The 19,997-nt window shown below is 35.3% G+C and carries 20 protein-coding genes and 2 pseudogenes; 13 read left to right on the forward strand and 9 right to left on the reverse strand.

The genetic code is table 11. The features are described 5' to 3' along the window. The first annotated feature begins 499 nt into the window (after nt 1-499). Nucleotides 500-760, forward strand: coding sequence for a hypothetical protein (locus tag CE557_RS00900; RefSeq protein ID WP_114909755.1), 261 nt, complete (start codon nt 500-502; stop codon nt 758-760). Nucleotides 761-1,236: 476 nt separating this feature from the next. Here CE557_RS00900 and CE557_RS00905 read toward each other — a convergent pair whose 3' ends face one another. Together CE557_RS00905 and CE557_RS00910 are read right to left on the reverse strand one after the other, a co-directional pair. Then, nucleotides 1,237-1,626 (reverse strand): hypothetical protein, encoded by a 390-nt coding sequence (locus CE557_RS00905; RefSeq protein ID WP_114909756.1) that lies wholly within the window; start codon nt 1,624-1,626, stop codon nt 1,237-1,239. 12 nt (nt 1,627-1,638) lie between these two features. Continuing rightward, nucleotides 1,639-2,367: an ankyrin repeat domain-containing protein gene (locus CE557_RS00910; RefSeq protein ID WP_162789909.1), complete on the reverse strand. Its 729-nt coding sequence runs from the start codon at nt 2,365-2,367 to the stop codon at nt 1,639-1,641. Nucleotides 2,368-2,793: 426 nt separating this feature from the next. Between CE557_RS00910 and CE557_RS00915 the strand changes: the two genes are divergently transcribed. Then, nucleotides 2,794-3,762, forward strand: a complete 969-nt coding sequence (locus CE557_RS00915; protein ID WP_114909758.1) for an Rpn family recombination-promoting nuclease/putative transposase — start codon at nt 2,794-2,796, stop codon at nt 3,760-3,762. 99 nt (nt 3,763-3,861) lie between these two features. After that, complete coding sequence (locus tag CE557_RS00920) at nt 3,862-5,088, forward strand: IS256 family transposase (protein ID WP_162790027.1); 1,227 nt, start codon at nt 3,862-3,864, stop codon at nt 5,086-5,088. An 18-nt stretch (nt 5,089-5,106) separates the two neighbouring features. On the opposite strand, the gene CE557_RS00925 is transcribed toward CE557_RS00920, so the two are convergent. The 6 genes from CE557_RS00925 to CE557_RS00945 all read right to left on the reverse strand — a co-directional run bounded on the left by CE557_RS00925 (nt 5,107) and on the right by CE557_RS00945 (nt 9,375). Next, nucleotides 5,107-5,256 carry an Rpn family recombination-promoting nuclease/putative transposase gene (locus CE557_RS00925; RefSeq protein WP_114910460.1) on the reverse strand — a complete coding sequence of 50 codons (150 nt, stop codon included), beginning with the start codon at nt 5,254-5,256 and terminating at the stop codon, nt 5,107-5,109. Between the two features lie 98 nt (nt 5,257-5,354). Beyond that, complete coding sequence (locus CE557_RS00930; RefSeq protein WP_317048467.1) at nt 5,355-6,752, reverse strand: reverse transcriptase domain-containing protein; 1,398 nt, start codon at nt 6,750-6,752, stop codon at nt 5,355-5,357. Then, complete coding sequence (locus CE557_RS05135) at nt 6,739-7,029, reverse strand: reverse transcriptase N-terminal domain-containing protein (RefSeq protein ID WP_223245908.1); 291 nt, start codon at nt 7,027-7,029, stop codon at nt 6,739-6,741. Before CE557_RS05135 ends, CE557_RS00930 begins: the two co-directional genes overlap by 14 nt. 486 nt (nt 7,030-7,515) lie before the next feature. Beyond that, entirely contained in the window at nt 7,516-7,887 is a 372-nt protein-coding gene (locus tag CE557_RS00935; RefSeq protein ID WP_114909759.1) for an Rpn family recombination-promoting nuclease/putative transposase, read from the reverse strand. A gap of 85 nt (nt 7,888-7,972) precedes the next feature. After that, nucleotides 7,973-8,650, reverse strand: a complete 678-nt coding sequence (locus tag CE557_RS00940; RefSeq protein ID WP_114909760.1) for a JAB domain-containing protein — start codon at nt 8,648-8,650, stop codon at nt 7,973-7,975. A gap of 71 nt (nt 8,651-8,721) precedes the next feature. Next, a complete protein-coding gene (locus CE557_RS00945) occupies nt 8,722-9,375 on the reverse strand; it encodes a JAB domain-containing protein (RefSeq protein ID WP_114909761.1) in 654 nt (217 codons plus the stop codon). Nucleotides 9,376-9,961: 586 nt separating this feature from the next. On the opposite strand from CE557_RS00945, the gene CE557_RS00950 reads away from it, so the two are divergent. The 10 genes and pseudogenes from CE557_RS00950 to CE557_RS05240 all read left to right on the forward strand — a co-directional run bounded on the left by CE557_RS00950 (nt 9,962) and on the right by CE557_RS05240 (nt 19,792). Further along, nucleotides 9,962-11,032, forward strand: coding sequence for an alpha/beta hydrolase (locus tag CE557_RS00950; protein WP_162789910.1), 1,071 nt, complete (start codon nt 9,962-9,964; stop codon nt 11,030-11,032). A gap of 188 nt (nt 11,033-11,220) precedes the next feature. Further along, entirely contained in the window at nt 11,221-11,442 is a 222-nt protein-coding gene (locus CE557_RS00955; protein WP_162789911.1) for a transposase, read from the forward strand. Between the two features lie 184 nt (nt 11,443-11,626). Further along, a pseudogene (locus CE557_RS00960) lies at nt 11,627-12,083 on the forward strand (transposase); the annotation flags it as partial. Nucleotides 12,084-12,149: 66 nt separating this feature from the next. Further along, nucleotides 12,150-13,028, forward strand: coding sequence for a reverse transcriptase domain-containing protein (locus CE557_RS00965; RefSeq protein ID WP_223245928.1), 879 nt, complete (start codon nt 12,150-12,152; stop codon nt 13,026-13,028). 294 nt (nt 13,029-13,322) lie between these two features. Next, nucleotides 13,323-13,976 carry a hypothetical protein gene (locus tag CE557_RS00970; RefSeq protein WP_162789912.1) on the forward strand — a complete coding sequence of 218 codons (654 nt, stop codon included), beginning with the start codon at nt 13,323-13,325 and terminating at the stop codon, nt 13,974-13,976. Between the two features lie 105 nt (nt 13,977-14,081). After that, a complete protein-coding gene (locus tag CE557_RS00975) occupies nt 14,082-14,795 on the forward strand; it encodes an SMI1/KNR4 family protein (protein WP_162789913.1) in 714 nt (237 codons plus the stop codon). A gap of 229 nt (nt 14,796-15,024) precedes the next feature. Next, nucleotides 15,025-15,342 (forward strand): IS110 family transposase, encoded by a 318-nt coding sequence (locus CE557_RS00980; RefSeq protein WP_223245890.1) that lies wholly within the window; start codon nt 15,025-15,027, stop codon nt 15,340-15,342. Nucleotides 15,343-15,842: 500 nt separating this feature from the next. Beyond that, nucleotides 15,843-17,141, forward strand: coding sequence for a group II intron reverse transcriptase/maturase (gene ltrA / locus CE557_RS00985; protein WP_114909766.1), 1,299 nt, complete (start codon nt 15,843-15,845; stop codon nt 17,139-17,141). Nucleotides 17,142-17,348: 207 nt separating this feature from the next. Next, nucleotides 17,349-17,993, forward strand: a complete 645-nt coding sequence (locus tag CE557_RS00990; protein WP_114909767.1) for a transposase — start codon at nt 17,349-17,351, stop codon at nt 17,991-17,993. A 1,109-nt stretch (nt 17,994-19,102) separates the two neighbouring features. Further along, nucleotides 19,103-19,792: a C2H2-type zinc finger protein gene (locus tag CE557_RS05240; protein ID WP_223245929.1), complete on the forward strand. Its 690-nt coding sequence runs from the start codon at nt 19,103-19,105 to the stop codon at nt 19,790-19,792. Here CE557_RS05240 and CE557_RS01000 read toward each other — a convergent pair. Next, nucleotides 19,740-19,979, reverse strand: a pseudogene (locus CE557_RS01000) (Tn3 family transposase); the annotation flags it as partial. The gene CE557_RS05240 and the pseudogene CE557_RS01000 overlap by 53 nt on opposite strands. Between the last annotated feature and the right edge of the window lie 18 nt (nt 19,980-19,997).

Genomic DNA, 19,997 nt, shown 5'->3' on the forward strand with positions numbered 1-19,997 from the left:
TTAAATTGATTATCTGATTATTATGAAATAGGATAGGGTGGTTAAGAAATATTAAATAGTATTTTTATTAAAAAAATTTAGTCTAAAGCTAGTTGGATAAACTATAGATTCTTGTTAAAAACAACTAATATAGATATATTGTTTTTCTATGAAATTCAGTAGATTATGTATCTATAAAAGATATTAAGTATTTTTTAAGGATTTAACTTTAGGTATTGAAGACTTAACTTTCAAAGATAAATCGAAACACCTACTGTAATCTGTTTAGAGAGGCTATTGGGAGAACCTCAACTTGATAGCTTACAAAGAATTAATTAAAATCAGTCTATGATTCTGGTTCTGGTTCAGAGTATCCCCAAACCGCTTTGTTAGTATTAATATGTTTGATTATATTTATATGTATATATATACGGCATGCTTGTTGATTGTATACTAAGAAACAATTTCTAAATCAGACTTAGATCTGGTTGCTTCAATTTCAGTTCAAACATAGTAAAAAATGAAAGAAGAAGATCAAGGTAATACAACTGATACTGATAAAAGCATTGAGACACGAAAAATACTTGCAGTTTTACCAGTCTCTATGATAGAGAAGATTCAAGATTATTGTTATTGGAAAAACATGACTCAAAAAGAGTTCTTGTATCAAGCTGTAGCTGCGTTTCTAAAAGGGAAAAAAATTGAAAGTAGACCAGATTCAGTTAAGTATAGAGATGAATTCCTTAGAAAACGTAAAGCTAAAAAAAACAACATACCATAGATGATTAACCTATTTGCATAGCAAATGACCCTCTTGGTAGTATGTAATTTTTTTGCATTGCACTTAAGTAAGAAGTGATGCTTGCTAATTTTTAATATTTCTCCAAAGGGGTTTTCAACTGAAGTGGACGGACTATATTATTACTTAAATTACAACTCTGAATGAATACGAAAAATAGGTTAGTAAAAGAATAAAATCTAAGAAGATATATAGTAATTGTGATAATCTGACTTTAGGATTACAGATTTTTTAATCTGATAATCAACATTAATAAAGAATTATTGCATCTACTTTACATAGAACTAAATAGAAGGCTTATAGATAAATGGTTTTGATTATCATTATATTATATAATATTGCAATAAAACCAAATACAATACCATTTCATTAGATACAAACATTAATCAATTAAGTATTATAAGTTACTGTAAATCAGCTAGATAAATACCGGATTTAGGTTATTGAGTAATAATATTTCAGGGGTACCAAATAAGACTATCTTCGTCCGTCCGTACACACACCATATGTTTCGGTTCAAAGACACCTGTATTAAATAGAGCTTTGTTCACCCAGTACACGTCTCCATCTTTAATTTTTGCTAATAAAGCTTTAGTGCATAGTTCCGCTAGCCCATCAGATGGATGCGCTATATTGATATATCTCATGAATCTATTAAATTCGTTTACTCTAAATAAGAACTTTTCTTCTGTAAATGCTTGCTTATAAATTAGGTACTTTATGAGATGTCGAGCAGTATTTGAAAGGTCATTTATAAAAGATTCATCGAATATTTTTTCTGATTTATAGTTTAAAAAAGGGTTATAAGAGAACCTTTTTAAGTCTTCTAAATTGTGTTTTTTAACCATAACTCAGTTATTTTATAGTGCATGCTGTTCCCATGCATAAGACTGGCGTAATTGATCAACATATTCATGGTAAAAAGACCATTTGGCTATATCAACAGGCGTTTGGTTATACTGATTTTTAATGCGTACATTAACGCCTTTTGTTTTAAGTAATACTTTAGACACTTCTAAGTACGCCTGACAAGTTGCCAAATGCAATGCAGTACTGCTATATTTATTTTTTGCATTGATATTTATAAATTTGTTCTCCAGTAGCAGTTGTACTACTTCTATTTTTCCACTGTATGCCGCTAAATGTAAAGGCGTATTATCATCTTTATCTCTGGCATTTATATCAATACCTATTGTATTCAATAATAGTTCAACTGTTTCTACATCACCATTATTGGTTGCTAAATGAAGAGGCGTCAAGTCATCTTTATCTTTACTATTTACGTTAATAAAAGGTTGATCCAATAATATTTGAATAATATTTAAATGCTTTGCATATACTGCCAAATGTAGTGCAGTATCACCATCTCTATTTTTAATATTGACATTAATTTCTTTTATTGTCAATAACATTTGAATGTGTTCTACATTACCTTCACATGCTGCAAAATGTAACGAGGTATCTCCATATGTATTTTTTGCATTCACATCAATTCCTTCAATTTTAAGTAGTTTGTTAAGGCGCCCTATATCATTAATGACTGCTGCCCAATGTAGGAAAGTATTCTCGTGGTCATCTTTTGCATGCATTAACATCTGATCTTTTTGATTTAGTAAGCGTTAGGTGATTCATTTGATAGATTATTCCATTTCTTAACAGATGGCTATGCGTCATATGCATATACACCTTAAATTTATATGACTGTATTAGGTAAGTGTAGTTTAATGCATTAATTTTAACTGATAACGAAATATATGCACGAAATATATGCATAATATAAGCTATATTCATATAAAAAAGAATATATAAATGCAAGTTAATATCGTATATTAAATCTATTTTAACTTTATAAATTCTTTTACAAGTTTTTTATCTACTTTAGCGGTTAAGAAATCCACAATTATATGCGTAAGAAGAAATTAGTATGACTACATCACACATTTTTCAGTGCGATCCGCAAGTCACCATTTTATAAAGTTTAAATTCTTTTTCCTTAGGTATCAATCATATAACACATGTCAACCAGACTAAAACATGATGCACTAGTTAAGAAAATCCTAACACAACAAGAGGCTGCTCAAGAGTTTTTAGCCCATTATTTACCATCAGAGGTCAAAGGAAAGTTAGATTTAACCCGAATTACTATTGAAAGAGAATCTTATGTGGAGCATAAGCTCAGGAAATCCCTAAGTGATCTAGTCTACTCGGTACGAACGAAAGATAATGACCAGGCATTTGTCTACATACTTATAGAGGCAGAGGTAAAACCTAATTACTGGATTGCACTGAAATTGTGGCAATATATGCTTCGTTTATGTGAGCGCCATAAAAAAAGAGATAAAGACAAATTACCTCTGATCGTACCCATTTTGTTCTACCATGGTAGTAGACCCTTTAATGCACCAAAGAATTTATGGGCATTATTTAGTGGTCCAAAGCTTGCTAAACAGCTTATGGGTGGAGACTATAAACTGGTAGATTTACAGTCCATATCAGATGATGATATCAAGCAAAAGAAATATCTAGGAATGCTTGAATATGTTATGAAACATATCTATCAGCGAGATATTCTTAATCTATGGGAGGAATTTTTACAAAACTTTAAACCTTATATTCTACTTGACAAAGAAAAAGGCTATATTCATATTAAAAATTTCTTATGGTACACTGATAGCAAATTACCTGAAGATAAACAAAAAGACTTAGAAAGAATCATCGATCAACATTTACCTGAACAAGATAAAGAAGATATTATGAGAACTATAGCACAAAAATATAGGGAAGAAGGGGTTCAAATTGGTCAGAAAAAAGGGAAACTAATGGGTATCCAAATTGGCCAAGAAAAAGGCAAGCTAGAGGGAAAGTTAGAGGGCAAGCTAGAAATAGCTAGAGTCCTATTGTCCGAAGGAGAATCGATAGAAAGAGTCATACGCCTAACCGGCCTATCTACTGCTCAGCTTAAAGGCCTTAAACCAACTAACTAGGTAGGTATTTTAGGAAGTGTTCGATGAACTGTGTCAATTCCTAAAAGAGTTATAAATTAAATAATTAACGACTAAAGGTTTTTAGACATGGAAGAGCATATGAACAATGATTACGTTGGTTTAGTAGATTATAAAGATTTGGAGGAAAACATTTTGTCCTCTATCCGTTTAGGTAAGCCATTGACAGGCAAAGGTGGGGCATTAACCCCTCTGATAAAAAAGCTTCTAGAGGCGAGTCTAGAAGGTGAGATGGCCCATCATTTGTCTAGTGAGAGGATAGTAAATAATCGAAGGAATGGTAAAAGTTGTAAAACTTTTCGTACAAGCTCTGGTTCCTTTGACTTGGTAACCCCTAGAGATAGAACAGGTAGTTTCGATCCACAAATAGTTAAAAAGCGTCAAACAAATCTTCATCCTGAACTGGAAACCAAGATTTTAAGCATGTTTTCTAGTGGTATGAGCTATAAGTCTATAGCCGCTCATATTGAAGAAATCTATGATCATAAAGTATCAGCTGCTGAAATATCGGCTATTACAGATAGCTTATTGCCAGTAATAAATGAATGGCGTAACCGTCCTCTTCAATCGGTCTACCCCATAGTTTTTATGGATGGTATGTTTTTTAAGGTTAAAGAAGATGGGAAATGTGTAAGTAAATGTCTGTATACCTTATTAGGCATAGATCAAGAGGGTAAAAAAGAAGTGTTAGGCTTCTATTTATCTGAAAGTGAGGGAGCTAATTTCTGGTTAGGTGTACTCAACGAGCTTAAGGCAAGGGGTGTAGAAGATATCCTTATTGCCTGTGTTGATGGACTAAAAAGCTTCCCTGCAGCCATTAATAACGCTTTTCCCAATGCACAGGTGCAGGTCTGTGTAGTACACCAGATACGCAATTCCATCAAGTATGTAGCTAGCAAAGATGTAAAACGTTTTTTAACTGATTTAAAGCAAGTATATCAAGCTTCAAATAAGGAAGTTGCAGAACATTATCTATTGGAATTAGAAGAAAAATGGGGAGAAAAGTATCCAATGGTTATCAAATCTTGGCAAAACAACTGGGAGCATTTGTCTGGTTACTTTAAATATTCAGATCCTGTCAGAAGGCTAATTTATACGACCAATCCAATAGAAAGCCTCCATAGACAAATTAGACAGTTTACCAAAACAAAAGGGGCATTTACCAGTGTCAATGCTTTGTATAAATCAGTATATTGCGCTATCAAGAAGATGGAGGATAAATGGACTATGCCGCTCAGAAACTGGGCACTGACCATATCTCAGATAGACATCTTTTTTCCTGGAAGAGTCAAATCTGAGTTGACGTGAAGCCCGAAACTGACACAGTTAATTGAACACTTCCTCAGGATCAGAAAACATTGATAATAAACTATTTGAACCTTTATATGCTTTTTGGCCATTATATATACAGATATTTAATATGACCGGTAAAAGAACATTACCTTTTTCTTTTAAATGCTGGCGTATTAGCTGAATGTTGTTATCTAAGCAGAGGAAGTCTCCTTCCCCTACTCGACTTCAAAACCGGACGTGATAGTTTCCCATCATCCGGCTCCTCTCTGGTTTGGTGCCTGTCATGCACACCTTCTGTGTAATTCATCATGACAATGTCCATGCAACATAGATAGGTTTTGGTATGTATTATTGCGTCTGTTTCGGTCTCTATGATGTATTTCTAAGATATCATCATGTTTGAACCAAAGTTGGCAATAGTCACATTTACCCTGTTGTAGATTCAATAGTTTTATTACTCTTGGTGACTTATCTGGTATTTTCTTTAGACGATTCCCCCAGTAAATCCAATCACCATCGTATGGTGAGCGGGTTCCTTGCACTTTGACATGCTTTTTAATGTCATGGTCTCCATGCTTAATAAGTGTAATTTTATTACTTGTCATAAATCGCCAATTGTCATTGCCATACTTTTTGAAGTATCGTCTTTTAATCCAACGTTTCCCTTTGTTGGGGTGTCTATACATTGCCCATTTCCAAAGTTTTTTATGCATCAGATCATCCATTCTGCTAAAGTTCCTCTTTGATCCTATAGAAGAAGCATAATATTGACTCCATCCTTTAATGATAGAATTGAGTTCTTTTATTACTACTTCCTGTGTCATTCCTCGCATTTGCTTAAGCTTATGTTTGATCTTTAGATTGTGGTGTTTACTGGATTTATGACTTGGTTTAATAGATAACTTGTAACCTTTCTTATTGTGTTTTGTTGGAACATGTCGTATGTTAAATCCTAGAAAGTCAAATCCTGGTTGGTCGCCTTTTACTGTATGTGAAATCTTCGTCTTTGATGGTTTTAGTTCTAAACCAATGGTTTTTAACCATGTTTCGACTATAACCTTTGCCTTTTTAATGATTTCTTCATCCTCGTGAATAACAACAAAGTCATCAGCATAGAATATTACACTGATATATCGTTGAGCTTCTTTACATGATGCTTTCCCTCTTTTCTTTTTCATAAACTGAAAAAGTTCTTTGCTCAGCTCTTTCTTGATATGATCTTCCAATCCATGCAGTGCCACGCAGGCCAAGAGTGGAGATATTGTTCCACCTTGTATTGTACCTTGTGGTGTGGATATAAACTTTCTATCTTCCATTACTCCAGCGTTTAGCCAACCTTTTATAATTCTTTTAAAGGTGGGGGTAGTGTTGAGTTTTTCCAATAGTACGTTTTGGTCGATCTTATCAAAACATTCAGCAATATCTGCGTCTAAAACATATGCAGTTTTTTTGACCATAGTGATGAATATTGCTTCAATTGCATCATGACATGACCGCCCAGGTCTAAAACCATAAGTGTTTGGAGCAAACTTTGCTTCCCACTCTGGTTCCAGGGCCATTTTCATAAGTGTTTGTTTTGCTCTATCAGATATAGTGATAATGCCTAACGGTCTTTTGTCATTTTTCCCAGGTTTGGGAATCCAAACTCGTCTGGATGGTTGTGCTTTAGCTCTTAATATCTAATGAATAGGCTAATTCTATTCTTTCTTCTTGGTTAAGATTTGCTTTCCCATCAATACCAGCGCTCTTTCTTCCTCTATTGTCCTGAGTTACTCTTCTGACTGCTAGCAATTTTGCACTTATGGAATTAAGTAATAGTTTTTGAAGTTTATGTACATTCTTGATATCCTTACGTTTTTCAGCTTGGTAAATTCGCTTTTGTAGCTTGAATACTTTTTTCTCTAGCTTACGCCAGGGAATTATATCCCATTTATACCAAGTTTTATCTTGGTCCATTATTTATATACTACTACTTGCAACTTTACCATCCAAACCAAAGTGCCTACGTCAGCGTATCCTAAGCATTACCTTAGACATTAGCTTCTTAGACAATCCTTCCACTTAATAGCCTACGGCTGGCTGCCTGCTTATTATTCTTAAAAAAAAAAGAAATAGTAAGAACTTTTAAGTGGTTAACCCGTTCCATGGTTTTGTTTCGCGTTAAACTTAGATTCCTACTATTTGCCGGAAAATGAGAACATCTATAATCGAGTGAATACAACCTCGATTCCTCTTTTGCTTCAAACCTTATGGTTTATGTGTATCAACCTTATTTTCACACTTATTATTAACGACAATTCAATCATAGGTTCCTTGCGTAATCATATTTAACTCTGCTTGCAGGAATGCTCCATAAGGTTTGGATTGACCTACTTTTGTATCATGCTTGCACCCCAGAGGTTGCCACGCTTTGAAGTGTGATACATGCATTATCCCTGATGTCTAGGGAAGATGGAATTGAACCATCACAAAACCACGACTTGCGGGTCGCACATACTCCATAAAACGCAGGGGCATATACGAATCTTCAATAGATTGATGCTCGCAAAGAATATACAGGTATCCTTCCTGCCCATTTATATTGGTTTTGAACACTAAATCAGACTCTCCTCTTCTTCCAACTGGGTCCACAAAGCTTTTATTGGTCAGTTCTAAATTTTCTTGATCTATTTTAATAAATAGATCGGAAGGTAGATTGTAAGCCAGAAAATCTAGCATAGCTTCTTTATTACAAAAAGTATTTTTAAAAACGCTGTCGTGAGGTTTGTCCGCTCCTTCTTTTTTATCCTTTTCCTTGTTTTTTTTCTTACTCATGTGATTAATACATTAAGACAAATAAACGGTATTAAAAATGTGAACCCTCCTGTAATAGTAGCAAAAATAAAGCAACATACTTAATTTAAGAAAGCTGTTGTATGTCAGGCTCAGATAAACCTGTAAACCGTATAATCTTTTCTATGGGTTCACCTTCTTGGATCATTGCCTTAGCTATAGCAAGGGATTTGTCCTCTTCCCCTTTTTTAAAGATTAACTTATTATTTTCTTTTTGAAGTTCTATTATATTATTGAGTTGAGTAATTTGTTTCATGAATAGTGCTTCTGCCTCAGGTTTAAGTAAATATTTTGTACTTAATTCTAACCCTTCCATGATATGTTGATCCTTAAAGCTATAATAATGATTGGTTTTACCCCTGTAGCCACCTAGGATCAGATGGTCTACTACTTGTATATTCACTATGTCGCCTATTCTTGTAACGTGATCTGTAAAATCTATATCTGTTTCTGATGGTGTGAAACGACCACTAGGATGATTATGAATAAGGATAAGCGTGGCTGCTTTTTTTTGATAAGGTATACAAAAGATATCCTTTAGCGGGACAGCTACCCTATAAGATGAGCCTATACCAAGGAGTTCTATATTGACTATTATTTTTCTTATATCCAGTGCGATAGTCCAGAAATGTTCTTTAGTCAGGTCTATTTCCTTATCACGATTTAATATATGCTGCATAATCTTATGTGCATCATAAGAATTATGAATAGCAATTTTATCCTGATTTCTTAATCTGATTATCATGATACTAGATAGATAACTTCGCTAAATAAGCTTGTCAAATAAGATAACGCAAGGCAAAATTGTTTCTACAATCATACAAGTTTTTTTACTTGGCTCAGAGACAGACCCGTTATGCTTGCAACTTTTTCTAGGTCATAGCCATCTTTAAGCATAGCTTCAGCTATTTCTAGTTTTCCCTCTATTTTCCCTATATTTTTTCCTGATTGCTCAACAGAAGTCATTTTTTTAGTCATATCGCTTATTTCTTTTTTGAGTCTTTGTTCCATCTCATGACTAGGGAGATACTTGCCACTTTTATATATCTGATCCATCAAGCCATTGTTTTTAAAATCATAAAAACTACCTTCTGTAATGATGAGATGATCTAATAGCTTGATACCCACTATAGCTGCTGCCTGATGGAGACGATCTGTAATATCTATGTCTTCTTCAGATGGGGTTAAATCCCCTGTTGGGCAGTTATGAATCAGGACAATACCAAAAGCTTTCTTTTGTAAAGGTATGCTCAATATATCTGCTGGCTCTTTTACTACTGTACGATAGCTACCCATGCCGCAGAGTTCAAGATTTAAAATACTTTCTCCTTTATCTAACGCAATTACCCATAAGTTTTCCGTATTCAGATCTGGCTTATCTGGTTGTTCTAATAACGCAGACATCACCCCAAAAACATCATAAGCGTCCACAAGAGGTTGCTTATTTCTCTTACTTTTCTTGACTGACATAATGCAAAAAATTTAAATCAATAGGAACCTAAATAGACAAGCATATACTTATCTAGTTATTTATCCATTGGAATATAATTTATTTTATAAAGTAAAAAATTTAAATATATATTTTATCCATAGCCTAAATAGACAGGTCAACTTAACTATATATATGGAGCCATTGCGATAAAAATTTGTAAAACATTTTTATACAAATTCATACTTACTTAATTTAAACACTTTTGTAATATCTTAGCGTTAAAATATCATTATAGGGTTTTTTAAGTAATTCTTGGATAGACCTTTACATCTTTTATAAAATTCAAAATCAATCCGTCATAATAAATAATTTAAAATCATTCATTTTCAGATTAATAAAGCTTATTGTACTAAGCTCATGTTGATAAGTACAATTCTATATTTGGAGAATTGAAATTTAATTAATAAATACATATTGACCTAAGCTTGTTAGGTGCAGTTATTACTTAAATAGAATCCTCTTAAACCTCCTACAATGAAATCGTGTAATTTCAAAATACAGTGCTTATTATACTTAACAGTTATAATAAGTATATTAGGTTGTCAACAATATAACAAGGTGCACATGCAAAGTATACCTGTACCTCAAGCATCTACATCTGAATCTGGATCTCGACCTAAATCTAGAACAGAAAGTAAACCCATCATAGTATACTTGCATGGTGGGGGTGCGGACAGGCATGAAGTTAACCCGTTTATAAAAAAGCTCGGCGAAGAAGAATTCTTGTACATTTCATTAACATGTAGGGAGGGAGCGTTTAAAGCGATGCATATCCCAATGGAAACACAAGTAAAGGCATGTGCTAAAGAAATATTAAAAAAACTCAAAGAACATTATCCAATGTTTACAGAGCAACAACTTCAAACGCTCCCTATCCATATAATAGGTAATAGTCAAGGTGGAGTGGTAGCCTGCCTTTTAGGAGCAAATCATAAAAATAAACTTAATATTAAGAAGATAATCTGCTTCCATTCATGTTTATCAGGAATGGACTTAATGAGCAATGATGGAGCTGATATAAGAACTTTTTTCAACAAGTCACGAGAAGTATTTGGTCACACTACCCAATGGCAAGACAAGTTCAAAATTTACGCAATGACAAAAATATTATTCGGAACAAGCAAGATTGCCAATTTTTTATTTCCAGCTATATCAAATCTCCATTATTTAGAAGATGTAAAGAATTTCCTACGTGACTCTACGCATCATATTCCTATATTAATTGTAGCTGGTGTAGTAGATCTTATGGAACGTATTGATCCCGGTATTGTAAATCCTAACAGGAATCAGGTTCATAATCTTGTTAAAGAATATGCCAAAATTATTACTAAAAAGGAGGGCACTGCTGAGCAAAAAGACCGGGCACATGATACCATGCTTTCACTGAAAAACCAGCTTGGAAGAACAGATAGTTATGACTCACTTGTAGAGTGTATACCAGAAAATGATCCAAATTTCTTGACTGCATGTCTTTCTGTTTACCCTGAAAATGTAAAATTATACATCGCCGATAAGGAATTTCACCTTCTCAATGATGATAACATATTAATTCCTTCTAGATGTATTCTGAATCATACAACGTTAAGTGAAAATACTGTAGAAACAATAAGATCATTTTTACTGCAACCATCATAAAGAAAAGGATAAAAACCTTGTGGAAGATTTATAATTTATCATATGGTAACTTATATGATATAGATTCGGGCCTTTCCAGCAGATTGTGTAAAATCATTTTCGTTGTTCTACTATATTACTATAAGTTCAAGCAGCGATAGATTTATTGTTAGAAGGTGGCGCAGATTTATCGACTATCTTTGCTCAAGATGGTCTATTCAAGGTTTTTAACGAAAAATATAGTAGAGCGGGCTCTAGCCTCTGAGTTAGACAATCATTTAGGGTATAGTAAATATGTTAGAAACCATTCTGATAATTCCAGAAATAGCAGCTACAACAAGCGCTTAACCACGGATCAGGGAGGGATAGACTTGGATGTTCCAAGAGATAGATCGGGTATATTTGAACCTATGATTGTTCCGAAGCATTAGCGAAGAATAGATGGCCTTGACCAGAAAATTCTATACTTTATATGGTTTTATAATCTGCTTTAAAAATCACATGTTAATATTAACCTGAGTTCGGGATTAGATTTTTCATAAATAGTTTAAAAAGCTCCTTTGTGTTTTAAATTTGGAGATCAAATTTTCAACCAAATTAACAAAGGAGCCAATTATGAATGTAGAAAAATTAGTTGAAATATATTATGCTGTTGATGAATTTCTCATAAAATTTATGCCTTATATGGAAAAGAAACTGCTGACCCATTCTGAAAGAAAACCAACTAGGACGTGTTCATTAAATTTAAGTGAAATAATGACTATCCTTATTGCCTTTCATGTAATTGGATTTAGAAATTTTAAGTCTTATTACATTCATTTACAAAAATTTCATTCCAGTGAATTTAAGAAACTAGTAAGCTATAATCGCTTCATAGAGTTGGTACCTAGAGTACTAGTTCCGTTATTTTTTTTTTACACAAAGTCTGCCTAAAAAGAAAACAGGCTGTTATTTTATAGATTCCACGGCCATCAAGGTTTGTAACATCAAAAGAGCCTATGCTCATAAGGTTGCTAAATCGATTGCTACTAAAGGTAAAACTAGTACCGGTTGGTTTTTTGGATTAAGTGTGCCGCAGATGTATTCGGGAGAGGTAGAAATGTAAATAACTTCTCTAAATACAGTACAGCTATGGAGGATTCGCCAGAGATGTTGGAAATATGATTGGGTTCTTGAATTTGATATCAAGGGTCTTTTCGACAACATTGATCATGCTTTGCTAATGAGCGCTCTAAGAAAACATACAGATAAAGAGTGGATTCTTCTTTATGTAGAAAGATGGTTGAAAGCTCCGATGATACGGGAGGGTATTCTCTCAGAACGTACCCAAGGCACACCCCAGGGTGGGGTTATTGGCCCTCTTCTAGCCAACTTATTTTTGCATTATGCTTTTGATTTGTGGATGAAAAGGACATTTCTCGGCGTGGAATTTTGCCGTTACGCGGATGATGGACTTGTACATTGTAAAACGAAAAAGCAGGCAGAATACATAAAAGAGAGATTTACGAAGCGCTTTAAAGAATGCGGACTAGAGCTCAACGAGAACAAGACCAGGATTGTTTACTGTAAGGACAAACTAAGAGTCCAAGATTATTCTATAATAAGCTTTGACTTTTTAGGGTACACTTTTAGGCCTCGGTTATCCTACAGTACATCCAAAGAAGAGTTCTTCGTGAACTTCTCTCCAGCTGTAAGTAAAGCCTCTATAAAAGCTATGAGTCAGGAAATGAGACGGTGGAAGCTCAATCTGAGAAGCTCACAATTTCTTGAGGACTTCTCAAGAATGTATAATCCGGTTCTTCGAGGCTGGTGGCATTATTATGGATTCTTTTACAAAATTGAAAGATTGAAACAGGACCTAAGGTGCGCAAAGAAGGTGCTAGTACTAAGGTTACTCCTCCTAAAAAAGATTATAGTAGTGACCCTAATACCTATGATAAGAATAGACCTAGACGTGGTGGCAATCAATGATCATGGTGCAGGTCCTAGTGGCGTGAAAAGAAACCTTAAGTTCTAGAGGGTGCTAGTGGAAGAAGAAGTAAATGATCGTGTTACCTTCAGCAGATTTTGTAGCATTTAATTATGAGCGCTAAACTATTTTATATTTTTAATATATTAGTTTGCATGGGAACCAGTGTTTGAAATAGGGTAAGGATGTTTCTTAATAAGAATATTTATTATTAAGGGTTCACTTTACGGTTGTATATCTGAGCAAGTACTATTTAAATCTATATCCATTATGATAAGATCAATGTATAAATTTTTACATGTGTACATAAGATTTATAAAATCACGGAATAAAGTAATATTATTGTATACTGGTTTATTCTTACACTCTTGTAGCGCTATTAGAGCGCATAGGTCGAATATAACTCCTATTACAAGGCAGGATCTATTAGAACAAGATCTCTTAGTAAGGGGAGCAGGTATTACAGTGGCACAAGAAAATAGGCCATTGATCGAGGAGTTAAGAAGTAAACTTGGGAGATTACGAAACGAAGGTTTTGTAGACGGTACTGATCATAATAATACTAGTATGAAAAAACATTTCATGTTTGTGTTTTATCATTGTCTTAGATGTAAGCAAAGTAGAATGTCCATTCCAGAAAAGGTAACCTATTTTAGTGGGCTTAACGATACCCCAAATTTAGTTTGGGATCTAGTACATACTAGGGAGGATACAATAGAGTTTAGGCTCAAGAGTCTTTACGACCAAGGGTCTGATCCAAATTGGCGCAGTAATTTGGCTAAGTCAAGACGGGGGACTTCGCCTATTTCCGATTTCGGAAGTGGGCTCGAAAAGGTAGATATAGATCATTTACTTAGAAGTGATCGTGTAACAATTGAGCTACCAGTAAGTTTACACAAAGAGAAAACTCGGTTTATAGATAATCTCACAAATATTCCTAAAAGAAACGTGACCAGGAACTCTTATGATTACTGGAGAAGTAGAGTTGGCCACTAATGAGCTAGATGACAAGCTTGTAAATCGAGTAAAAAAGAAGTTAATATATAAACTAATAAATTAAATATTTTATTGTATATCATGAACTCTACAAAAATTCATATTATGTTAAGAACCATAAGAATAAAAAACATATACCCTTTATTATTCATAGGTGTAACGCATTTAGGGTGTTCATCAAGTTATCGTTACCAAATGGAAACTGGAGATACAAGCGTCCAATCTAGTTCTAAGAAAGAAGGTGAACATAGTGTGCCTCAACGTGGAACTAATACACAACTGGATGAAAAGATAAAAAAATTCTTGGACAAAGAAGATTTTGAAAAAGGATCACCTGTAACTAATGAAGAACTGGATTTGGTAATTAATAAGCTGGGTAGAACTGTAGATATGTTTAATATGTCTAGTATAGACAAAGAGTATAAAGCATTTTTAAATAAATATGGATCTATAGATGGTGGAGGTTTCGAGATATATGGACCTACTGTACATACCGGTGATAATGAAAAAAGAATTCAATATATATCATCGATACAACGTGGATTTGAGAATCGTTGTAGAACGAGTAAAATGAAAGCAGCACAAATAAAATCGTGTTGGTTAATAGCAGGTATAGATCAAGGTGACGAGTATTATATAAATTTGTCTGGGAAAAAGAAAGAAAATATATATTCTATTAGCCCTGATGGTAAATCAAAGCTTTTTGCTAAAGATTTTTTAGAGTTTTTGGATAAGTTCTTTGAATCTTATGAGAGAAAATTTGAAGAAGAAACTTATCAAGGAGAAGTTTATCAAGAGGAAGGATCCGATTCCGATTAGTATATTTCCTGGCTCTGTCCAATTAAGTGTCGTACGTTTGTATTAAGTAAGATTATCTTATTAAAGAGCTGGAATAAGGTCGCTCAAGTGCTGGTATTAGATGCCGTTTTACACGTTCCGCCCCCAGCTCTTTTCATCTTAAAAACTGAATAGTTCGTTGGCCCTTAGAGCCCGTGGTTGCGACGATAGTTTATAAGATGATTCAATTTAGTATAAACTTTCTAATAATATGAAATATATAGGCATTGATATATCAAAAAGCAGCTTTGTAGCTGCTTTTCCTAAAGGTGAAGGATTTACTACGTCTAAATATTCAAATGATGTAAATGGGCTTAACCTATTTTTGGCTCAACTTGATAGATCCTTGCATCACTGTGTTTTAGAAGCCACTGGCAATTATGGCGCTTTATTAGTAGAGATGCTTATAGCAGCTGAGCTAGCTGTTTCAGTTGTTAATCCAAGGCAAATCAAACACTTTGCTAAGGCAATGCATCATATAACTAAAACCGATAAGGTAGATGGCGTGCCACGAAGGCCTCCTTTCTAGTGGGTGCAAGTCCCACCCTGGCAATAGGCCTGTTGGCCAGGTAGCGAGGAGTGCATCTATAAAGAGTAATTTTTGTAGATGAAGCCACTCGACGACGGCTCTGTACAAGGAGCTACGCAAACTGCGGGCCGTACGCAAGGAACCTATATGTAGCGCCGTGAAGGTCTTACCAGAGAAATCTGGGAATTGGAGATGCTGAGCCTCTCGTCTGGTGGGCGAAAGCTGTAAAGTGACGGAAAGATAACAGGTCAATAACCGTCACTTATCTCCCGGCGTAGCAGGGGCGGCACGTAGGAAAGAAAGGAGGAGAAACGTGGGAGATCCTGCACGGTCTTTAAGTTCCAAGAGTAAGGAAGGATATAAGGCGCAAGTCGAAGTTCGTTCCGATGCTGTGCAGGAAGTCGGGAAGATAGTAGTAGTGAAGATGGCAAGGACAACAAAACCTTACCGGAGCGAAGGATCTTCAGTTTCGTCATGTTTTCAAAACAGGGAAAGATACCATGATTCCGCAAGGTAACCACATGGCACAAAGCGTCCGAGAACTGCAGCGAGAACTTTATCGATCTGCTAAGTCTAATCCTAAACGCAGCTTCTACACCCTTCATGACAAAATATATAGATTGGACGTACTGGTCTGTTCATGGAAACAGGTTTGTGCAAATCACGGGGCACCAGGCATAGATGGAATAACAATAGAACAAATCAAAGAACAAGGGGAAGAAGCGTTTCTTGGACAAGTTCAAAAAGAACTGGAATCAGGAAGCTACCGAAGCAATAAGACAAAGCGCGTGGAAATACCCAAACCGAAAGGAGGAATAAGAATCTTGGGAGTGCCCACGATTAAGGACCGCTTAGTACAAACTGCAACCCGTCTTGTTATAGAGCCAATTTTTGAAGCAGACTTCCAAGAATGCTCATTTGGGTTTCGACCTAAACGATCCGCAGTCCATGCAAGTCTATCAATATATAAATGGCTTAATTACGGGCTCACCCAAGTTTTAGATATTGATTTGAAGCGATACTTTGACTCAATCCCACACGATAAGCTTATGAAAGTCATTCAAAAGCGAATCAGTGATAGGTATGTTCTAAAGTTAATACAAGCCTGGCTTCGCTCAGGAGTCCTTAAAGGCGAAGAAGTTGCTACTCGACAAGGATCCCCTCAAGGGTCCCCCATTTCGCCCTTACTTTCTAATATATACCTGAATCTGCTAGACACAGTATGGGTCAAGCGGATGACCGAAAGGAATGGGTGGAATGCACAGATTGTCCGCTATGCGGACGATCTCGTGATAGTGTCGAATAAACCGGTAGAGAAGATTTTGGGTATTTTATGTGGGTATCTGCAACGCTTGGGCCTTTCGATCAATGAAGAAAAGAGTCGAATGACCACGGCCGAAGAAGGTTTCAATTTCTTAGGGTATGCCTTTAAAAGGGGATACTCGCCAAGATATCAGAAACCCGTTACCCATATGTATCCTACACCTGATGCAATCAAGCGGATTATTAAGAAAGTCACGCAATTGACCTATCGGAACCGGTTGCACGAAAGTGTTGAAACTATTGTTAAAGACTTAAACGCATCCTTACTGGGGTGGACGGAGTATTACCGTCACACGGCCAGTTCTAGGAGATTTAGGAAAGTACAAGGGCATGCAAACAGGCGTCTGAGAAGATTTATCATGAAAAAGAAAGGGAGTAGGAAGAACGGGTATAAGGAACTCCCCGACGAGAAGCTCCACAAAGTGTACAAATTAGTCAATGTAGGAGCTTATCGGGTGCGATACAGATGGACGTAATGCAGACGAAGAAGACGATCCGTGCGCCGTATGAGGGAAAACCTCACGTACGGTGCGACGGGGGGGTGCTGGAAACGGGAAAGAGAGATTGGGTTATTTAGGCACGAAATCGGAAACGATGGACACGGATAAACCTGGTCCTATACTTCACCGCGCCAGTGCTCTACTCTACCTTTTAAACTAGCTCGCTATGGACAGGAAAGGGGATTGAAAGCTAATTACAGCTATTATATTACAACAGATCGGCTTAAAAGGCAACAACAAAGAAGAGAAGAGCTGGTAGCTACATTAAGCAATGAAAAGAAACGGTTACACCATAGCCAGACTAATATAGATAAAGAAAGCATAGAAAGGCATATCGATTTTTTAGAAAAAGAAATAAAAATTATTGATAAAGCGTTAAATAAAACCATAACTACTGATAAGGATCTAGACGAAAAGGCTAATATACTAGAAACCATTCCAGGAATCGGGAAATGTTTAGCCACTAAATTAGTCAGTTTTTTACCTGAATTAGGTGATAGAAGCTACAGTAGTAATCAACTATCAGCTTTAGTAGGTATAGCACCATATGCGGCTGATAGTGGGAAAAAACAGGGAAAAAGATTTATTAGGGGAGGAAGGAAAATACCACGAGATGCACTGTATATGGCTGTATTAGCAGGGAAAAAGTGGTTCCTATATTTAAAAGAATGCTATGATAGATTAGTAGGTAAATATAAGCCTAAAAAAGTGGCTATCGTAGCATGTATGAGGAAGCTCCTAGAGCTGGCGCATAAGCTTATACAACAAAAAAGAAGCTTCGTCAAAAGTATCAAAAACGAGTACAAAATGACTAAAAAACTTGCATAGTAAGATAATAGCTTTTTTCTTGATAAAAAAGTGGACAAAAAACCAGTGATTGGAACAGATGCCTAATAAAAACCAATGCGCTGAACACATACTTCTATATGATGAAACGATTGATCGCTGGGCTATTGGATTTGTTTTTTCCACCCCTATGCGTGGGATGCAACCATAAACTGATTCAGGGAGATATAAAAAGCATTTTAGCTATAGAAAATAAAGCATTACAGAATGTTCTTGAGTGTGCAACCAAAAGTGGAAATCTATCTTTTATTAATACGTTACGCAATAAAGAACTTATATCAAAAGATAGTGCAGCATATGCTATTCAGGCTGCATTACATACTGCAGCTGAAATGTGCAATGGCAGTTCCAACCATATTTTTACAAGGATATTAGATAATGTAGAGGTTACAGCAAAGCGCTTGCAAAATTTTAATCTAAAAAAAGCGATAAATGATTGTTTAATCATAACAAATAATCAGGACTTGAATTGCATTGATATTTTAACGGTAAAAGGATGTGACAAGTGTCTTAAAAAGTTAGTGGAATATGGATATACTATACCGTTTGATATAGCAAACCGTGCTATTGTTTGGGCAGATGATCATTCTGACAACAATGCGGCTAAATTCTTAAATGAATATATCAAAAGGCACAATCAATTCGAAAATACTCAAGATGGATCTAGTAGTGGACCTATTAAAAATGATCTATTAAAAATTGTTATTCAATCTACTCTTTTTAACCAAGATAATGAGGAAAATGATTCAGTAGAAGATAATAGTATTAATCATGCAACAAAGAATGAAGCATTAGCATATCAAAAAAATACTACCCAGCTTCATACTTTCGCTGAAAATGGCAATGTAAATTCTGCTGGACTGTACTTGGATAAGATTGATGCAAACGAACGTATAAAAGAAGTATATTATATGCGTAATGACAAAGAACGTACCCCGTTTGAGATTGGAGTCGCAAAGAGCGATGTAGGTTTTGTTAAACTCTTATTCGAGAAGGCAGGTGCACCAAGTAATCTATTAAAACTTGCCATTGATTGGGCAAAGACAAATGAAGGAATAGGGAGAGAGAAAAATACTTTTGCTAGTCAAGAGATGATTAGTTTATTAAAGAAATGCTACAAACCTTTCAAATGTTTTTGTGGTAAAAGGTTCGCTTGGAAAGTTTATTTACAAAACCATGAAAGAACCCACACAGGAGAAAAACTGTTCAAATGTGATTTTACAGACACCAATGGTAAACCATGTGGCAAAGCTTTCGCTCAAAAAAGTACCTTAACATATCATGAACGTACCCACACAGGAGAAAAACCGTACAAGTGTAATTTTACAGACACCAATGGTAAACCATGTGGCAAAGCTTTCGCTCAAAAAAGTATCTTAACATATCATAAACGTACCTACACAGGAGAAAAATCGTACCAATGTGATCAGTGTCCGAAACGTTTCAAGAGGAAACAGAATTTAAAAAACCATAAACAAGGCGACCATATAAATGAAGTGTTCAAATGTGTGGAGTGTGGGCAACTTTTTAAGAGGGAAGAGTATTTAACAAAACATGAACAAGTCCACAAAGGAGTAAGGTCATTCAAATGTGATGAGTGTCCGGCAAGTTTCAAGAAGGAAGAGTATTTAACAAAACATAAACGAGTCCACAAAAGAGCAGGACAGTTTCAATGCTTGCAGTGTTCAGCAAGTTTCACTATGAGAACGGAGTTAACAAAGCATAAAAAGGTCCACACACAAAACCAAGTAGGTGCATCATGGCAAAGACATGATCGGTGAAACCAGATCTATCGGTATAATGCTCCCGGATTTATAGATCACTTTCGTGATACAGCAGGCCATCTAACACATGGGTTGAATCTCTAACCCAGCTGATAACCATGGTATAAAAAGGACTATATTGATCTGAGATATGTGTATAAAACTGAACCCACTGATCCTGAACATATTTAGGGTTTACCTGTCCATCGTAACGTCCTATGCC

The sequence above is a fragment of the Cardinium endosymbiont of Sogatella furcifera genome (assembly GCF_003351905.1).
Taxonomy (GTDB): Bacteria; Bacteroidota; Bacteroidia; order Cytophagales; family Amoebophilaceae; genus Cardinium.